At 41.8% G+C, this 16,598-nt stretch carries 17 protein-coding genes; 14 read left to right on the top strand and 3 right to left on the bottom strand.

Annotated elements, in window-relative coordinates:
• Window positions 1–764 precede the first annotated feature (764 nt).
• Window positions 765–1,679 (top strand): LysR family transcriptional regulator, encoded by a 915-nt coding sequence (locus LYZ37_RS18590; RefSeq protein WP_272788302.1) that lies wholly within the window; start codon window positions 765–767, stop codon window positions 1,677–1,679.
• Here the strand turns inward: LYZ37_RS18590 and LYZ37_RS18595 are convergent.
• On the bottom strand, window positions 1,669–2,127 hold the full coding sequence (locus tag LYZ37_RS18595; RefSeq protein ID WP_272788303.1) for an A24 family peptidase: 459 nt from the start codon (window positions 2,125–2,127) through the stop codon (window positions 1,669–1,671). The genes LYZ37_RS18590 and LYZ37_RS18595 overlap by 11 nt on opposite strands.
• 202 nt (window positions 2,128–2,329) lie before the next feature.
• Here LYZ37_RS18595 and LYZ37_RS18600 point away from each other — a divergent pair, with 202 nt between their 5' ends.
• The 13 genes from LYZ37_RS18600 (at window position 2,330) to LYZ37_RS18660 (ending at window position 13,504) form a co-directional block, all read left to right on the top strand.
• Window positions 2,330–2,542, top strand: coding sequence for a Flp family type IVb pilin (locus LYZ37_RS18600; RefSeq protein ID WP_171383161.1), 213 nt, complete (start codon window positions 2,330–2,332; stop codon window positions 2,540–2,542).
• 61 nt (window positions 2,543–2,603) lie between these two features.
• The gene (locus tag LYZ37_RS18605) at window positions 2,604–3,380 is read left to right on the top strand and encodes a pilus assembly protein CpaB (RefSeq protein WP_171325207.1); all 777 of its coding nucleotides are present in this window, start codon (window positions 2,604–2,606) and stop codon (window positions 3,378–3,380) included.
• Window positions 3,381–4,706, top strand: a complete 1,326-nt coding sequence (locus LYZ37_RS18610) for a type II and III secretion system protein family protein (RefSeq protein WP_004743647.1) — start codon at window positions 3,381–3,383, stop codon at window positions 4,704–4,706.
• Between the two features lie 131 nt (window positions 4,707–4,837).
• Window positions 4,838–5,167: an ATPase gene (locus LYZ37_RS18615; RefSeq protein WP_239824418.1), complete on the top strand. Its 330-nt coding sequence runs from the start codon at window positions 4,838–4,840 to the stop codon at window positions 5,165–5,167.
• Window positions 5,168–5,169: 2 nt separating this feature from the next.
• The gene (locus tag LYZ37_RS18620) at window positions 5,170–6,363 is read left to right on the top strand and encodes an AAA family ATPase (protein ID WP_272788304.1); all 1,194 of its coding nucleotides are present in this window, start codon (window positions 5,170–5,172) and stop codon (window positions 6,361–6,363) included.
• On the top strand, window positions 6,360–7,625 hold the full coding sequence (locus tag LYZ37_RS18625) for a CpaF family protein (RefSeq protein WP_171325199.1): 1,266 nt from the start codon (window positions 6,360–6,362) through the stop codon (window positions 7,623–7,625). The genes LYZ37_RS18620 and LYZ37_RS18625 overlap by 4 nt, the downstream gene beginning before the upstream one ends.
• Window positions 7,622–8,536, top strand: coding sequence for a type II secretion system F family protein (locus LYZ37_RS18630; RefSeq protein WP_272788305.1), 915 nt, complete (start codon window positions 7,622–7,624; stop codon window positions 8,534–8,536). Before LYZ37_RS18625 ends, LYZ37_RS18630 begins: the two co-directional genes overlap by 4 nt.
• Entirely contained in the window at window positions 8,536–9,402 is an 867-nt protein-coding gene (locus LYZ37_RS18635) for a type II secretion system F family protein (RefSeq protein ID WP_171325195.1), read from the top strand. Before LYZ37_RS18630 ends, LYZ37_RS18635 begins: the two co-directional genes overlap by 1 nt.
• A complete protein-coding gene (locus LYZ37_RS18640; RefSeq protein WP_272788306.1) occupies window positions 9,399–10,523 on the top strand; it encodes a tetratricopeptide repeat protein in 1,125 nt (374 codons plus the stop codon). The genes LYZ37_RS18635 and LYZ37_RS18640 overlap by 4 nt, the downstream gene beginning before the upstream one ends.
• Entirely contained in the window at window positions 10,520–11,050 is a 531-nt protein-coding gene (locus LYZ37_RS18645; protein ID WP_171325191.1) for a TadE family protein, read from the top strand. The genes LYZ37_RS18640 and LYZ37_RS18645 overlap by 4 nt, the downstream gene beginning before the upstream one ends.
• Window positions 11,040–11,624 carry a tight adherence pilus pseudopilin TadF gene (tadF, locus tag LYZ37_RS18650; RefSeq protein ID WP_272788307.1) on the top strand — a complete coding sequence of 195 codons (585 nt, stop codon included), beginning with the start codon at window positions 11,040–11,042 and terminating at the stop codon, window positions 11,622–11,624. The genes LYZ37_RS18645 and tadF overlap by 11 nt, the downstream gene beginning before the upstream one ends.
• Before the next feature lies 1 nt (window position 11,625).
• Window positions 11,626–12,936 (top strand): TadE/TadG family type IV pilus assembly protein, encoded by a 1,311-nt coding sequence (locus tag LYZ37_RS18655; protein ID WP_239824425.1) that lies wholly within the window; start codon window positions 11,626–11,628, stop codon window positions 12,934–12,936.
• 1 nt (window position 12,937) lies between these two features.
• Window positions 12,938–13,504 carry an OmpA family protein gene (locus tag LYZ37_RS18660; RefSeq protein WP_239855096.1) on the top strand — a complete coding sequence of 189 codons (567 nt, stop codon included), beginning with the start codon at window positions 12,938–12,940 and terminating at the stop codon, window positions 13,502–13,504.
• Window positions 13,505–13,640: 136 nt separating this feature from the next.
• Here the strand turns inward: LYZ37_RS18660 and LYZ37_RS18665 are convergent, their stop codons facing one another.
• Window positions 13,641–14,474, bottom strand: coding sequence for a sulfurtransferase (locus LYZ37_RS18665; RefSeq protein WP_272788308.1), 834 nt, complete (start codon window positions 14,472–14,474; stop codon window positions 13,641–13,643).
• Between the two features lie 93 nt (window positions 14,475–14,567).
• Window positions 14,568–16,514, bottom strand: coding sequence for a methyl-accepting chemotaxis protein (locus LYZ37_RS18670; RefSeq protein WP_272788309.1), 1,947 nt, complete (start codon window positions 16,512–16,514; stop codon window positions 14,568–14,570).
• Between the last annotated feature and the right edge of the window lie 84 nt (window positions 16,515–16,598).

Consider the following 16,598-nt stretch of genomic DNA (forward strand, 5'->3'; position numbering starts at 1 on the left):
GACTCGGAATAACAGAGCTTTATGCGCTTATTGTTAAGTGTAATAACCTGTTGTTACTATAAGGTTTAATTATGCCATTAGAACAAAACTTAATTGGCTGGTATCCAGCTGGACTGATAGATTTTTCCCCGTTAACTAGTTGAATTGTTTTTATCTGCTTAGCACAGGAGACAACGAACTGAGGATAAGATAACTTTGCCTAGCTTTGCGGTTGCTTTGGCATCTGTTTCTAGACATTCCTCAATGCTACCAGTAGGTGGTTTTACATCGCTTACTTATACTAAGAGTGGATTCAGTCATCCCAACAACACCAAGCCTACACGGATTGAACTTCATAATGTTGCATAGATCACATTAATTAGTTTTTATTTAAGTGATTTTTCTTCACAATCTTGTGCGTGTTTTTTGAACACCTTCGCAATCCTCATCGGTTACATCACTAACTCCTTGGTTTAGTAAAGTTTAACTATTGCAGGAAAAATATCTGCATTTGCGATTGATTGCAGTATAAAACCCAAGTTAAACCTGCTCTAGAGCCAATATTCTAACATTGAGCCTTCTAATCTTTATCTTTCCAGATTGATATCTGTTGCTTTGACGTGCGATGACGGACTTTGTGATTAAGTGCTTTGTTGTATAAGACTTATTTATGGCTCCATAAATATTGCTGTTTGTATCTATATGACACAATTGTTATTTTGCAGCTAAATTATTTAGCTCATTAAAAAAAAATATAAAATCGCAACATCGAGGTAGTTTCGACCATGAAAACCGTCAATAGAAGTATCGACGTCAAATACCTAAGAACTTTTTCGCAGGTTGCCAAGCAAAAAAGCTTTACCGCAGCGGCTGAATCGTTGTTTATGACACAACCTGCAGTTTCACAACATATTAAGAAGATTGAAAGTACGATAGGGGCAAGTATTTTCGATAGAAAAGAGGGCTTTGTGCTCACAAAACATGGCCAAGTGTTACTTGAATATGCTGACCAAACAATGTCTATGTATGAGAAGTTGTTCAACGATTTGGAAAGTGTAGAACTGCGAGATCAATTTAACATTGCCATTGCAGAATTATTCTGTCCAGATATGGTTGATAAAATTATCAATGAATTTAGAGCGCTAAACAATATCGACCTTTCAATTACCAGTTTTGCGAGTTGTGGGCATCTAGATATAGACAATTATGACCTGATTTTTTCGGTTAGTAGGCTTCCGTGTACAGATGGGCGTTCGTATCAACTCAATACGGTTAACTATGCTATTGCCCATTCACATGTTATGGATCCGCATGAGTGCTACCCACAGCGAATTGTATATTGCCATACGTTAAATCGATCGGATGTCCAAGATATTCTTAAACAGCACGGTATAGATGCTTCTTTCGTGACTAGTTGGGTTTCAACTAACTCATTGAGATTGATTAAGAATGAGCTTGAAACAAATGGCACGGTATTGATCTTTCCAGAATGGTCAGTTCGAAATTTAGACTGTCGCAAAGTGATCATTAACCAGAAGGCTAATATGTATGTTTGGTGTAGCGATGATGTTACTCACGAACTTGAAGAGCTTGGATTAAAGCACAAAATGCAAGAGTTGTTTGAACTTAAGGAAGACGAGCAACTACGACAAAATACCACTAGTTTCAAACCTTGCCAAATGTCAGCTTTTAGAAACTAAGAAAAGAGAGTGCTGAAAAAACTAAACCGCTCATAGATATAGGTATTCCATAGGGAATACCTTTTTCGAAAACTTTTTTGCTCGACGCTATTCCTGCTAAATACATGATAGTTACTTGAACACCCCCCAGTAGTCCCACCATAACCAAAAAAGCAATAGTGATGTCGGGTTTTATTCCTATTGTAAACGCGCACAGCAGCTTGATGTCTCCAGCACCGAAACAGCCAACTAACCACATCAAAATGAAAATCGAAAAAATAACAAAGGTTGTAGTTGCTGACTGAAAAACATAATCATAGTAACAAGCTGCAATTGAATTAATAACGAATAGTGTTTTACATAGACTATTTGATATTGTTCTACTTTTATGGTCGCTGATGCATGCCTTAATAGCACAAGTAAGGTTTACTACAATTAATGATACTGGAAATATAGTGTCTACAATCATCTTGAAATAATATCCCTTAAGATAAATATTATCAACAACTACTGCATAAATATAATTTATACCTTTATAATATTATCGCAATTCTTAAGATAATAGAAACTTATAACTCCATAAAAACTAATAATTTGTTGTAATTAATATTGGGTGATTTAATTCCATCTGAAATATACACAGGCTAAGGCCAACATTTTAGAGGAACATTATGTACTACAAAACTTTAGCTAAGCTTGCAGAGCTTAAAATGAAATTCGAAGATGACATCCGCGGTGTAACTGCAGTTGAGTATGCGATTATCGCAGTTGTTATGTCAGCACTTGTATTAGCAGCATTCCAAACAGATGCACTGAAAAATGCAATTACAGGAGCCCTTACTGCAGTAACTAAAAATCTGACTACGGCTACAGGTAGTAAGTAAATTAACTCACTGTGTTTTTCTAGGGGCGATAGCCCCTATTTCGTTACTACTTAGACTCAATATGAATAGAACAATTATTCTTGTACTTGTTGCTCTCGCCATTTTCTCCAGCTTTGTTTTTATTAACAATACTTATTTTTCTTCGACTAAAGAACAGCAAGAACAAACTAATATACCAGAACCCAAAGTGACTGTTTTGGTCATAAATGATGACGTAAACAAAGGTCAGATAATAAATGCATATTCCTATAAAACAGAGCTGATCAACTTATCACAAGTCGAGGGCTTGGACTATACAGCGCAAGAAAATATTAACATTCAACCAGGGGCTTTATTTAGACGAGAGTTAAACCCAGGAGATCTTATTTCACAAAAAGATATTTCAAATCCAGGTGAGCGAGATTATATGTTTTTGTCTGTCAATGATGGGGAATTGCCTTATTACTACCATGTATCGGGGCTTGGAGTTGTTCAAACTCTAACTCTTTATCCGGGAGACAAAGTTAGTTTTGTCTCTACCACTTCTTCAGAAAATAATTTGCTCGAAGACGGCTATGGCGATGTTGGTGGTCTAGTTAGTCGGGTCATAATCAGCGGCGCAAGGGTTTTGCAGGTAATTAAGGGGGATGAGGATGAAGACGCCCAGGATGCGGAAGATAAGCAATATAGCATCGTGATAGCACTCAAAATGCGTGATGTACTAAAACTTGAAATGGCACAAAAAGTGGGGGATGTAAACATTGTCCCAGCAGAGATTGAAAACCGCTATTTATCTATTCGCAGCAGTGACTTACTAGAAACACAATTTGGTGTAAGAGAGTTAAGGGGTAAAGACTAAATGGTGGGAAATAAAACTAAGTCGACAGCACTACTGTATCTCATTCTCTGTTTTCCTGCATACGCTTCGCAATTGATGAGTTTAGATCAAGGCGCGGCCAAAACGATTAATCTAAAACGTCAGGTCGCTACCGTTTTTGTCGCGAACCAAGAAATCGCCGATTACAAGATTATTGATGAGAATAAAGTTGTGGTTTACGGCGTCGGTCAGGGTAGCACTTCGGTGATTGTGTATGACCGAGGTGGTAACGAAATATATAACGCAGAACTGGTTGTAAATCAAAGCTTGCGATTGTTAAAGCAAACAATAATTGCGCGTTTTCCTGATGAAAGTGTTGTGGTTTCGAACGTGGGTGACCAAGTGGTACTAGACGGTATTGTCAGTAGTGAAGAGGTTAAACAAAAGGTGTATCGCCTTGTGGGTGAGATGCTAAATAAAGAGCGACGTCGAAAGGTATACGAACTGCGAGACGCTGACGGTGAAGAGTTCGATGAATTAGATTACACCGCTCGGTTTACCTACGATCAAGTCATCAATAATCTCAAAGTATTAACCACAGAGCAAATCAACGTAAAGCTAACTGTTGCAGAGGTGTCTAGCTCATTCTTAACTGAGTTAGGTGTTACATACAGCGATAGTGGAGAGCCAGGTAAGTTTGTCAACAAACTGCTTGATTTCACTGCTCAAGATATTGTTTCGGTAATTTCAGCCAGTGGAGATGACAAGATTGGACAAGTCCTAGCCGAGCCTAATTTATCGGTAATATCTGGTGAACAGGCTAGCTTTCTTGCTGGTGGCGAAATACCTATCGCTGTGCGTGATGAAGACGGCATTACCATTAGTTACAAAGAGTATGGTGTTAAACTCGCGATGGTCGCGAAAGTGACTGATACAGAAAATATCCGCCTCACACTGATGCCAGAAGTCAGTTCGATTGATGAGTCAAACAAAACATCAACAGGCTTGATATCTGTCCCTACGCTGCGGACTCGTCGCGCGCAAACCACCGTTCATCTTAAAGACGGCCAAAGTTTTGTACTCGCGGGTCTGTTAACTTCAGAAGAGCGTGAGGCGCTAACCAAAATTCCATTTCTTGGTGATATCCCAATCTTAGGGGCTCTATTTAGCCACACGACCACAAACCGTTCGAAAACAGAGTTGATAATCGTCGCGACAGTCAATCTCGTCGACCCAGTTGATTCAGAAGACGTCAAGTTACCGAGTTTTAAGCGCACTAGCGAAATAGAGCGGTTACTGCGAATTGATTTGTCATCATTAGATGAGCCAGAACTAGAAGGAACAATTGAACAGGGGGGCTTCAACTAATGCGTTGGATAGTTATTTCTATGTTGGCACTTTTAAGCGCGGCATGCAGTCAAGTTGATACAACGAACTCGAGTGTCATTGAACAATTGGAAGAACGGCTGGAGTTCAATTCCACTCAAGGAGATGACTCAATGGCACGAGCAGTCGCTTTTATACAGGACGTAAAAAGACGTGAGCCTAAGGCGAGATTCCTCGTTGAATACAAAACGGGTTCCAGTGATTTTGTCGCGAAGCTGCATGACCAGTTCAAAACACAAGGTGTGGCAAAGGATAGATACAAGGTTGCACTCGCCAGTCCAAGCCAAGAAAAAAACATATTGATTACCGCACAGTATGTGCAAATCAAAAGTAGCGATTGCGGAGCGATGACCTTTAGCAAGAGGGAAGCATACCGATTTGGCTGTAGTGTTGAACACAACAGAAACATTAGCCTGGTTAATCCGATCACACGAGTGCAATAAGTATGGATTTAGATATCTTATTCAAAAACTCGTCTTCAAAAATGAAGGAGAGTGTATCCGCAAGGGATCTCATCGTTTCAGATGATGCAGCGTTTATAGAGTCCGTTAACGACCTATATGCGATTGAGGGCTATGCAAAACCCATAGAAGTGCCGGATATTGATAACGACAGCGCGTGGAACAACTCTGATGTAAAACTGAATCACGTTATTTTGGATTTACGAGGTGCAGGCAACGTGGTTGATCAAACTTCGGAGATTGCAACACGCCTTGATGTCAGCATTTCATTGTTGGTGTTGTGCGATGTCGATTCGATCAAATTACGAAACCAGGTTCATTCTCTAGGTGCCAACTATGTGTTGTGGGATGCAGATCTTGACGCATTACTCGCGGCAATTAAGTCGAGCGAAGAGCAAGAGTCCAGTGTCAAGCGTACCCGTGTTGCTAAGCGAATTCTGATCCTTGGTACAAAAGGTGGGGTAGGTGTTTCTAGTGTTAGCTCGCTCTTATGCCATTCCTTAGCAGGACAAGCCAATCTAAAAACCTTACTTGTTGACCACGATTCTGGAGCTATGAACAGTGATATCTATCTTGGGGTTAAAGGTCTAAAGGCTAAGCAAAACAGTATTGATTTGAATCAAATTGATATCGATGATGCGATCGCTAAGACGTATGTCCACCCTGTAGTGGATAAACTGGACTATCTTGTTTTGGAAAAGAACATAGCATGTTTGTCAGATCACGCGACAACGCTATTTAATTTGTCCAATCAGCTTATTGATCAATACAACTTTATCATCGATTCTGCTCCGCTTTCGTGTTACGAAGAAATCCATGACCAGGAGCTAAGTGATAAATATCACCGCATTTTTGTGGTATGCGACCCTTCTGTATCGTCTTTACGTTCTTACAACTTGCTGAAGAAAAAACTCGGTAAAGTTGAACATGAATTGGTGTTTAACCTTAATCGTCCGGCTAAGGATTTTATGGTCACGCTCGCCAGTGCGAAAGAGCGAATTCGTGTTAAGACAAGTATTGATTTCGCTTATGAACCTGCGTTGGAAAAGCTGCTCATTCAACAAGGAATAGGGCACTTCATGAAATCTAAGTCGTCAGCACCGATCGCTAATATGGTTTCCACCTTAACGGGTAAGAAAATCAAAACCAAATCACGTTTTTCACTGTTTAGAAAATGAATCAAATAAAAGAAATTTATATCCAACTTCGAGATGAAATCTTTGATGCATTGGATGCTGCAACATTAGTTGAAATCACGACACAAGAGCTTGAAGAGCAGTTAAAAGATTCGGTTAACATTCTTATCGACAAAAAGAAGCTACAAGTAAGCTCGCTAAAGCGTGTCGAACTGGTAAAAGCACTTCTTGATGAACTTAAGGGTTTAGGACCACTGCAAAAGCTGGTTGATAACGATGATATCTCAGACATTATGATTAATGGTCCTTCAGATATCTTCATTGAGATTGGTGGTAAGGTTGAAAAGTCTCCAATTCAGTTTGTAAATGAGAAGCAACTTAATACGATTGCAAAGCGTATCGCTTCCAACGTTGGGCGTCGTATTGATGAATCGAAACCTTTGTGTGATGCACGCTTGATGGATGGAAGTCGTGTCAATATTGTAATTCCGCCTTTGGCCATCGACGGCACATCTATTTCAATTCGTAAGTTTAAAGAGCAAAAGATAAAGCTTGAGAACTTAGTTGAATTCGGTGCCATGTCAGTTGAAATGGCTAAGCTGTTGTCGATTGCCAGCCATTGTAAATGCAATATTTTGATTTCAGGTGGTACAGGCTCAGGGAAAACGACGCTTCTCAATGCATTGTCAGGTTTTATCGGAGAAACCGAACGTATCGTTACGATTGAAGATGCCGCGGAGCTTCAACTACAAAAGCCTCATATAGTTCGATTAGAAACACGCCAAGCGAGTGTCGAAGGGACCGGTGAAGTGTCGGCTCGAGAGCTTGTAATAAACGCACTACGTATGCGTCCAGACCGGATTATTGTTGGTGAGTGTCGTGGCGGAGAGGCATTCGAGATGCTTCAGGCGATGAACACCGGGCACGATGGCTCAATGTCTACCTTACACGCCAATACGCCAAGAGATGCCATTGCGCGTACCGAGAGCATGGTAATGATGGCGACCGCGAGTCTTCCAATTGCTGCTATTCGACGAACCATTGTTAGTGCTGTCGACTTGATCGTGCAAGTAAAGCGTCTTCACGATGGTAGCCGTAAAGTGATGTACATATCCGAGATAATCGGGATGGAAGGTGACAGTGTGGTTATGGAAGACATTTTCCGATATGAAGCGAGCTCAGAATATAAAGAGGGCAAGATTAACGGCGAGTTTCGAACTCCTGGTTTATCTACGCGTTCGGTTATTTATGAGCGTGCCAAGTTCTTCGGTCTTGAAGAGACGGTTAGGGAGATTTTTGCATGACCCTATTACTGATACTCGCTTGGGGAGGTTTCTTTGTTTATTGGATGATAGTTCGCACACGCCAAAACAAGGAACTAAATAAGCTGATCCAAATGGAAGCTGAGTTTGAGGGGGTGAAAGGCGCAAGAGCAGTTATTGATGCTCAGCAATTTGAAAAAGATTTCAAAGCGCGACTACGTCAACAATATAAAGCTGCAGTGAAAGTGTTTCAGCCAAACATGCCGCTCAAGCTGTTGCTGTTCTTTTCAATCTCTGCGGGAGCAGTGTACGCGATCAACGAGTTCTTTTTCCGACAGGACTTCATGACGTGTTTGATCATCGTTGAACCGATATTGTTTGTGATGTTTTTTACCAAGCTCAAGCAAAGGCAGACAGAAAAATTCAAAAACAACTTTCCAGATGCACTGAATATTCTTAGTGGTGCGATCTCTTCTGGTCAAAGTATCGTGCATGCATTTGAGTATGTAGGTAAACAACTAGACAACGAAGTGGGCAATGAATTTAAGTTCATGGCCGAGCGACTGCTTATAGGTGAAGACCCTGATGACGTACTTGAAAGAAGTGCCGCGACTTTCCCTTACTTGGAGTATTTTTTCTTTGCGTCAACAATTCGAATCAACTTGAACCGAGGCGGGCAGCTAAAGGATGTAATCAATCGCATTAACCGACTTATGTTTGATTCACGAGCCGTAGAAAAAAAGAAAAATGCGTTGACGTCAGAGGCACGCGCTTCCGCGAAAATCATCGCCTGTTTACCAGTCATTTTTCTAGTTATTTTGAAATTCACCAGCCCAGAGAATTACAACTTCGTCATGTTTGAACCGGGTGGACAACCGATTTTCTATTACGTGTTGATCAGTGAATTCATTGGTTTCGTGTGCATCTGGTTTATCTTGCGAGGGGTCGAATAATGGATTTTCAAACCCTAATGCTATGGGCTTTCGCATTTATGTTTTCAATGTTGATCGCAGGTGGTGTACTGAAAGCATGGGACAATACTCGAGCCAATATTGCAACGCGAAAAATTATTGGTTCTACACGCGAGGAACGTAAGCGCATCGACTTAATTAAAGTAGCGCTGTCTCAGGTGAGTTTTAACAAAGAAGAAACGCGGAAAAAGCTCGTAGCTGCTGGATTCTATAGTGATTACCTAGCTGATGTTTACTATCTAATTAAAATCATCCCGTTCACAGTTTGCCTAGCTCTAATTGGTTTTGATTACTTTCAAGGTCAAACAGAGGTTGCCTTTTCGCTACTCTACTTATTAGGCGCTTTAGGTCTATTTATAATCGGCCCCGATGCGTTTGTGACTAGTAGAGGTAAAGCCAATATAAAGCACATCAGCTCAAGACTTCCATTTCTTCTCGACCTTATGAACGTTTGTGTTCACACCGGGATGACAATTGAATCAAGTTTGGATTACTTGTCCAAAGAATTAGCGACCGTCGACCGTAATTTAGCCTATGTGGTGCGAGTCACTGTGGAACGTTCGCGATTGGTCGGTTTAGAAAAGGCGTTAGAAGAATTTTACGATCTAGTGCCTACCAGTGAATCTCAAAGCTTTGTCATGACTCTCGTACAGAGCCTTCAATTCGGTTCGTCTATTGGGCCAGTCTTGGCGACATTGGCTACCGATATTCGCGAACTCAATATGATGGATCTTGAAGAACGGATAGGAAAAATGGGCGCAAAAATGTCCATACCTCTAATTGCTTTTATCATGATACCTATCGTCGTACTGATTGCCGCTCCCGGCATTCTAAGGATGTTGACGTGAAAAAACTCACTCTTTGCACGCTATTAATCACTTGTGCTCTTTCAGGATGCGCGGCAGTAAACACTGAACTGGAAACCAAAGAAAAACTGCTTGTCGGGTCTGGGAATGAGCAGCAACTGATAGAGTTTTACAAAGCAAATTTAAAGCTTGAACCAATCTACAAAGCAAAACTGGTTAATCTGTATTTGACGCAAAAAGACATAAAGTCCGCAGAACTCTATAGAAATACCTATTCCGAGAGTGATTTGGAGCAGCCAGAGTTCATATTGACCAATGCGCGCCTCGATTACCAAAAGAAAAACTACGTACAAGCTTTAGAAAACCTCGATTTGTACTTGGATGAAGGCGGTGACGAGGGACAATTCCACCTGTTAAAAGGGAAAATACTCGCCCAGCAGAAACGTTTTCGAGAAGCCATTGAGCAGTTTGAAGAAAGCAGGAAGCGAGGCGCTTCTGACAGAGAAGCGGGCAACAACATTGCCGTCGTTAAGATGATGCAGTCCGATTACCTTGGAGCAACAGATACTTTATACGACTTGTACTTAGCCAGTCCTAGCGATAAGAAAGTGCGCTCGAACCTGATTATTTCTTCGGTAAACGCTGACCGTCCTGACATTGCGTTAGAAGTACTTCGACATACCAACAGTGATGAACAGGCGCGAAAGCAACTTGCAGCGTTAATGCGCTCTATCAAAAAGAACAAAAGGAGCGAAAGTTCAGTGAGACAGTCAACAGCAAAAACGTCATTTAACTCAAGGGGGGCTGGTGCTAGTTTCGTTGCACCAACGACAAAGGTTAGTCGCCTTGCTACCGACAACGAGTTTCAACAGGCGAAAAACAGCCTTGATGGTTCAGAACTTGACCCAAAGAAATTGAAACCAGGAGTATTGCCAACTTATCGTGTCCAAGTGTTAGCGACTTATACTGCGATTCCCTCTGATTTTCTGAATTATCTAAAGACCAATTATGGAACCGTTTATTCATACACTCACGGCTTATGGAAGCGTTACTGTATCGGAGAGTTCAATGATCTCGATGAAGCCAAGACCTTTCTTTCTCGCTTAGATATCAAAGGCGCATTTGTCGTTGATTACACAAAGAAAAGGTACGTTAGACTATGAAGCGCTCTAAACAAAAAGGCTCGTTGACGATAGAGGCTGCGATGGGCATTCCCTTGTTTCTGGCGATTATTTTTGGCTGGGTCGAGATTTGTATCCTGACATTTAATATGAGCATGACTGACCATGCATTGACCACAGCAGTAATGCGTACCAAAAAAGCAGGCGATTCCAGCAATAGCAATACGGTTAACTATGGTCAAATGATAAAAGATGAAATGAATAAAGCCGGAGGCGCATTGTGGAGCAATGGCGTAAAACCTGGCAGTGTTCAAATTCGGGTTGATTACTTCAAAGACTATGATGGATTCTTAAAGTGTACCGACGCGTATCAATCGTCTAAAGAGTGCCCTGAAAAAAAAGACCAACCGGAAGACATGGCACTGGCAGTGTATAACCTTGAATATACCTATGACCCTTTAGTATCAATTTGGTTTCCAGACATGGTCATTAGAAGAGAAGTGATCACCATTCAAGAGTACGAGCGTTGTTCGTTCAAGATTGGGCAGGGGGCTGGTTGTGCGAGTTAAACAAACAGGTTCTTTTGCTGTGGAGTTAGCGTTAGTCCTAGTGTTCGCTTCTGGATTGTTTTTAGTTGTCGTGAATTACATGTTGGCTATCAACAAAAAAGGTCAGTTGGACAGAGCTTCATACTCTCTTACGACGATCCTATCTGAAAGAAAACAATTGTTTAGTTCGGACCTAGACATATGTGCAGGTAATTGTCGTAAAACAGAGCAAACCACATATTCAATTGCTTCCGCATCGATGAAACGCATGATACCAAACTTTGACAATTCTAAGTTTGGTATGCGTATTGATGAGATTCGTTTAGAAGAGACACTATTACCTAGTGGTAAAACTCATTACAAACGCGTCCAAAAAACGCTGACTAAAGGAGCAATTCATGGCTGCGATTTTCCAAATATGAGCGACATAACCAAAGATAAGGCGATTGAATTATTACCTATAACCTCTCGTGGTCGAAGGTTGCCTTTGTATCAAGTGTCGTTGTGCTATGAGATTCCGGTGAATCTATTGGGTGTTGCCAATGGTGAGGTTCTTCGCCTATTAAGCACTTCTTATTCGTTCGCGAGGGTCTAGAATGAGAACAATAAAGAAACATAATGGTGTAGCAGGAATACTTTTTATAGGGTTGTTGCCCATCATGGTCATCTTTATGGCTTTTTCGATGCAAATGGCGCAACAAATGTTGGCCCATGCTCGTGTCTTGGAAGCGGCGGAAGTGTCAAGCCTAGCTTTAATTGCAAGTCCAAAAGAAACTGAAGATGACAACGTTAAATACGCACGTCAGTTAGTGGATCGATATGTCGTTGACAATATAAATGATGTCGACGTTGAAGTGTACACGCGTAAATGCGAATACAAAGATGGCTGTGTTCAGGCGAGTGGGGAGTTAGCACCTTTCAGTGACTTTGTCGTCAGTGCAAAAGCAGAACATAAATCGTGGATAGCTTATGAAGAAGCAGACTTGAAGCCTGAGTTTGAAGTCGCAGGTCAATCGGTGACACGAAAGTATCTTCCACAACCAGTAGATGTTTACTTCATCGCTGACTTCAGTGGTTCGATGAAGCATCACTGGAAAGGGGGGAAATCAAAGCTAGATGTTGTTAAACAAACGATCGAGAGAGTGGTTGAAGATATTGAAAACTTCAACACCGAAGAGAAGAGTCGCATTGCGTTAATGGGGTACAACCCAATGCACGTCAAGCAGACTGGAACGGTATATTTGAATGCTTACGGTTACCGTAGGTCGTGGCCACGAAAAGTTGCCTACAATTTTGCACGAAACACAGCCAGTCAAACGGTTGCCAAGATGTTCGACAAGCCAATCGTTTACTCAAAGGTACAAGAGTATGTATCTGGAATGTCACGTTTAGAAGTTAAATCTCTTGTGCAGAATAACGATCGATTTGTGGACTATTACAAGTTTTACGATATTCCACTTACTGAAGATTACTCCAATTTTAAAAGAAGACTATCAAACGCATCTCTAGGTGCTGAAGGTGGTACTTCGTCTTGGAATGGGATTATCGCTGCTGCACAAGAAGCAAATCGAGCAACAAACATTAATCCAGAGCAAGTGTTTATCGTTTTATCTGATGGTGCTGACAATGACGAAGGCTATCTACAACGCTTGGTCAACCAAGGTCTGTGCAAAGAGTTACGCTCAACTATATCCGCTAAAAGGAATCGATTCCAAAGCAAAACTGGTAGTGCGGGCAAAACCAAAGTCACCATGGGGGTAATTGGTGTGGACTACCGAGTTAAAGAATCGGATGGATTTGGTGATTGTTTTGGTCGGAAAAACATTTACCACGCAAAAGATGGTGACGACGTTTACAAATATATTTTAAACCTAATCAACGAAGAAACAGGAAGACTTAAGGATTAACATGAAATACCCAGTAATTATTACTTCAATCTTACTATCGCCGCTGGGTTATGCGAACTGCTTGGGTAGCGTTGATGAATTCATTACATCAACCACCTTAGTCTCTTCTCATACAGTCAAAACTCAGGTTGCTGGCTACTTAAACCAGCGTGAACAAATGCTTGAAAATACTGTTTTAAACAGCAATCGCGATGTCGTTCATGTGGAAGCTAGAGATGAATTGTGTTTTTACGATAAAGAGACACAATCTTTAGTACTTAACTACGGTATTGATATTTACAGGCTGTCGCCTAGCCATAAGCAAGTACTAGAGCAGTATTTAGGACTAGTTAGTGACAAAGCACAGATCTATATCGAAGGGCATGCAGACAGTTTAGGCGGTGAGGTATACAACAAAGCGCTGTCTGCGCGACGAGCTAAACAGGTAGCTAAGTATCTAAAAAACGATTTAAATCAGGGTAACAGAATTGTGGAGCATGCTTTTGGAGAAAGCTCTCCCATTTGTAACCTTACTGAGAATTCGGCGACAGGCTGCAATCGTCGCGTAGTGATAACCGTTAAATCGTGATGCGTTGTCTAATCTTTGCTTGTTTGTGTATTTTGTGGGCGTCGGCGATGAGCGGATTATTTTAAGCATAAGAGCCAGCATAGAGTGCTGGCTTTTGTATATCTATAGATGTGCATCGTTGAACGAGTTGCCAAACTTATTTACTGCTAATCGGTAGGGATGGATCAGCTCCCCATTCAGTCCATGAACCGTCATACACTGTTAGGTTCTGATAACCGCACAGATGAGCGGCCAATAGAACGATACATGCTGTCACCCCAGAGCCACAGCTAAATAGCGTTTGGCTAGCTTGCTGCGACAGTGAGCTTGTTAGGATTGACTGCAACTCTTCCACAGGCTTAAGCTTGTGCCCATTCATGAGTTCTGCAAATGGCTGACAGACAGAGTTGGGAATATGACCGCTTCGAATGCCCGCTCTTGGCTCGGCGACTTCGCTATTAAAACGGGCTCTTGAGCGCGCATCGACCGTTAGGCTGTGGCTATTGTCAATTTGCTCCAGTACGTAGTTAGCATCAACAAAGTAGTTTGGATCGAGCTGACCGGAGAAATCCCCCTTGGACTCTAGTTCGCGGTATGCCTTTGTGGTTGCAAGACCTTGAGATTTCCATTCTGTTAAACCGCCATCAAGTATATAAACTTGCTGATGACCCATTGCGCGGAACATCCACCATGCTCTTGGTGAAGCGAAAGTGCCACTGTTGTCGTAAACAACAATGATGGAGTCGTTGTTGATCCCCAGAGCCTGCGCCAAGCGATTAAACCGCTCTTCACTTGGCATCATATGAGGTAAGGAAGCGTTTGGATCGCAAAACTCTTGGTCGTAATCGAATCTTAGGCTGTCTGGAATGAGGTTGGTTTTGTCTTTTTCTACTTCGCCCGGGATCTGAAAATCAATGCTGGCATCTAGAATAACTAGATTGTCGTCGTCCATTAACTTATTGAGATCATTAGCGGTGAGCAGCGGTGACATTGGCTATCCTTATGTTTTTGAAAGACATAAGGATAAAGCTACACGACCACCCGCTGACAAGCAACCGCGCGGCACTTAGAAGCAATGTGTTTGTTAAGCAATTTTGAATCGCTTCATCTGTAAATCGAGATACTGTGCGACTTCAGCGAGCTCGTGTGCAGAGTCAGCGACATGTTTGACCGTCTCGCTGTTTTCCCGCGTGATATTGTAGGTTTCGGTAATATTCTCGCTAACCGTCGTCGTCACCATACACTGTTCTTCCACAGCGGCTGCGATTTGCGTGTTAGTGTCCCCGAGCTCATCAATAGTGCTGTGTATTGCGGAAATGTTCTCAGATGCCGACTTAGCCTGTATCGCTGCTTTGGTGACTGTATCGTGACTTGAATCAATGGATTGCCTTGCAGAGTCGGCACCAGATTGCAGTGAATGAATCATTGAATCTATCTGACCTGTTGCTTCTTGGGTTCTTTTCGCTAACGAACGTACTTCATCAGCGACCACCGCGAAGCCTCGACCTTGATCACCTGCGCGCGCTGCCTCGATTGCTGCATTGAGGGCAAGTAGGTTGGTTTGTTCTGCTACGCCTTGTATTACTTCCAAAATACTACCGATATTCATCGACTCATCGTACAGCTCGCTGACTTGAGCGGAACCCACTTTCATCGCTTTCTCGGCGTTTTCTATTGCTTCTAGTGTGCTTTCTACTTCATTAAGGCTGTTGTTAACGTTGGTTGTCGCTGATTGAGTAAATGAGGCAGCGTCTGAGGCACTTTGCGAAATCTCAGTAGTGCTGGTTGAAAGTTGCTGAACAGAAGACGAAATCTGTTCCATTTCATGGCTCAGCTGATTAGATGATTGATTGGTGGTGTGGGTTATCGCTGAAAGCTCTTCTGACATCTGTCCGACTTTAATACAAGAGTCGTTTACCTTTCCGACAATATCGCGCAACGAAAGAATTGTGGTGCGCATATTTTTGAGTAGTTCAGCTATTTCGTCTTTGCCTTTAATCTCGACATCATTAGAAAGATCACCTTCTGCGAGCTGAGACGAGATTTGCTTGACTTTGTCTATCCCGTTACGGATTGAGCGGGTGATAGCAAGAGCAGTGACTATCCCTACAATGAACGCAAGGATCGCGAGAGAGATGATAATTTCAATGGTGTCATTTTTTGCCTCCAACAGATCGTTAGAAAGCACGTGTTGCTCTTCGACAGATTCTAATTTTATCAGCTCAAGTTCTTTGGAGATATCGAGCCCGAGCGCCAACATTTCTTTTTCGGCTATATGTTGTGTTTCTCGAAGTTTAACAACTTCTTCAAACCCTTTAGCGTAAGCTATACGTTGTTCAAGAAATTCATTTAGCAACTCTGTATCTCTACTTGTGGTGATGTAGTTGCGAAACTTATCTTCAAGTGCGGGCAATTCGGAACCAAAATAGTTTCTCACTTCAGCCGCCACTTCCGCTTTCTCATTGTGCAGATAATTTAATACTGCAATATTGGCGAGCAAGAATTTCTCCATAATCAAAGACGAGTAGTATTCAATATCTGCATTGGACGCATCGTGTGCTGCCTCAATCATTTGCTCAAGATCGTAAATGGCCTTCTTCTCCAATTCGACCATTTCAACATAAACTTTATGTTCTACGGCTTCAGTTGATTGCTTAACGATTTGAAATGATTCGTCAAACAGGTTGACCTCTTTGAACACGGTTTCTAGATGCTTTGTGCGCAGTGGGTCAGTAGTGGCGTTTAAATCATCAGAGACCATTTTGCGTAATTTAGAGAGACGACTTTCGTAAATAGAGAGCTGCTGCTGAGACAGTGTATTGGCGTATTGGAGGGCACTTAGACGGACTTTGAGAAAGTTGGCTTGGATTTCTCCAGCTAAAGCAGTTTCGGTCGAGAGTTCTCCATAATGCTCAAAGTTATATGCCGCCTTAACCATTCCCTTGTAGCTGTAGAGTATAGCGACGAGGAAAAAAAGCAGACAGATGGCAAAACCAAGGCGTATTTTATTGGCGATTGTAAGATTCAACATAAGCGTCCCTGCCCATATAGTGTGCGAAATGACCTAATGGTGTTTAAGTAAGCTTATACGTTATTTGATATTAATCTAATCTGC

Source organism: Vibrio tubiashii (assembly GCF_028551255.1).
In the GTDB taxonomy this organism is placed as follows: domain Bacteria; phylum Pseudomonadota; class Gammaproteobacteria; order Enterobacterales; family Vibrionaceae; genus Vibrio; species Vibrio tubiashii_B.

Coding starts and splice junctions, on each gene's coding strand:
- LYZ37_RS18620 (WP_272788304.1), top strand. CDS start 5,170: ATGGATTTAGATATCTTATTCAAAAACTCGTCTTCAAAAATGAAGGAG.
- LYZ37_RS18635 (WP_171325195.1), top strand. CDS start 8,536: ATGGATTTTCAAACCCTAATGCTATGGGCTTTCGCATTTATGTTTTCA.
- LYZ37_RS18595 (WP_272788303.1), bottom strand. CDS start 2,127: ATGATTGTAGACACTATATTTCCAGTATCATTAATTGTAGTAAACCTT.
- LYZ37_RS18590 (WP_272788302.1), top strand. CDS start 765: ATGAAAACCGTCAATAGAAGTATCGACGTCAAATACCTAAGAACTTTT.
- LYZ37_RS18665 (WP_272788308.1), bottom strand. CDS start 14,474: ATGTCACCGCTGCTCACCGCTAATGATCTCAATAAGTTAATGGACGAC.
- LYZ37_RS18605 (WP_171325207.1), top strand. CDS start 2,604: ATGAATAGAACAATTATTCTTGTACTTGTTGCTCTCGCCATTTTCTCC.
- LYZ37_RS18630 (WP_272788305.1), top strand. CDS start 7,622: ATGACCCTATTACTGATACTCGCTTGGGGAGGTTTCTTTGTTTATTGG.
- LYZ37_RS18660 (WP_239855096.1), top strand. CDS start 12,938: ATGAAATACCCAGTAATTATTACTTCAATCTTACTATCGCCGCTGGGT.
- LYZ37_RS18600 (WP_171383161.1), top strand. CDS start 2,330: ATGTACTACAAAACTTTAGCTAAGCTTGCAGAGCTTAAAATGAAATTC.
- LYZ37_RS18615 (WP_239824418.1), top strand. CDS start 4,838: ATGGCACGAGCAGTCGCTTTTATACAGGACGTAAAAAGACGTGAGCCT.
- LYZ37_RS18655 (WP_239824425.1), top strand. CDS start 11,626: ATGAGAACAATAAAGAAACATAATGGTGTAGCAGGAATACTTTTTATA.
- LYZ37_RS18625 (WP_171325199.1), top strand. CDS start 6,360: ATGAATCAAATAAAAGAAATTTATATCCAACTTCGAGATGAAATCTTT.
- LYZ37_RS18670 (WP_272788309.1), bottom strand. CDS start 16,514: ATGTTGAATCTTACAATCGCCAATAAAATACGCCTTGGTTTTGCCATC.
- LYZ37_RS18610 (WP_004743647.1), top strand. CDS start 3,381: ATGGTGGGAAATAAAACTAAGTCGACAGCACTACTGTATCTCATTCTC.
- LYZ37_RS18645 (WP_171325191.1), top strand. CDS start 10,520: ATGAAGCGCTCTAAACAAAAAGGCTCGTTGACGATAGAGGCTGCGATG.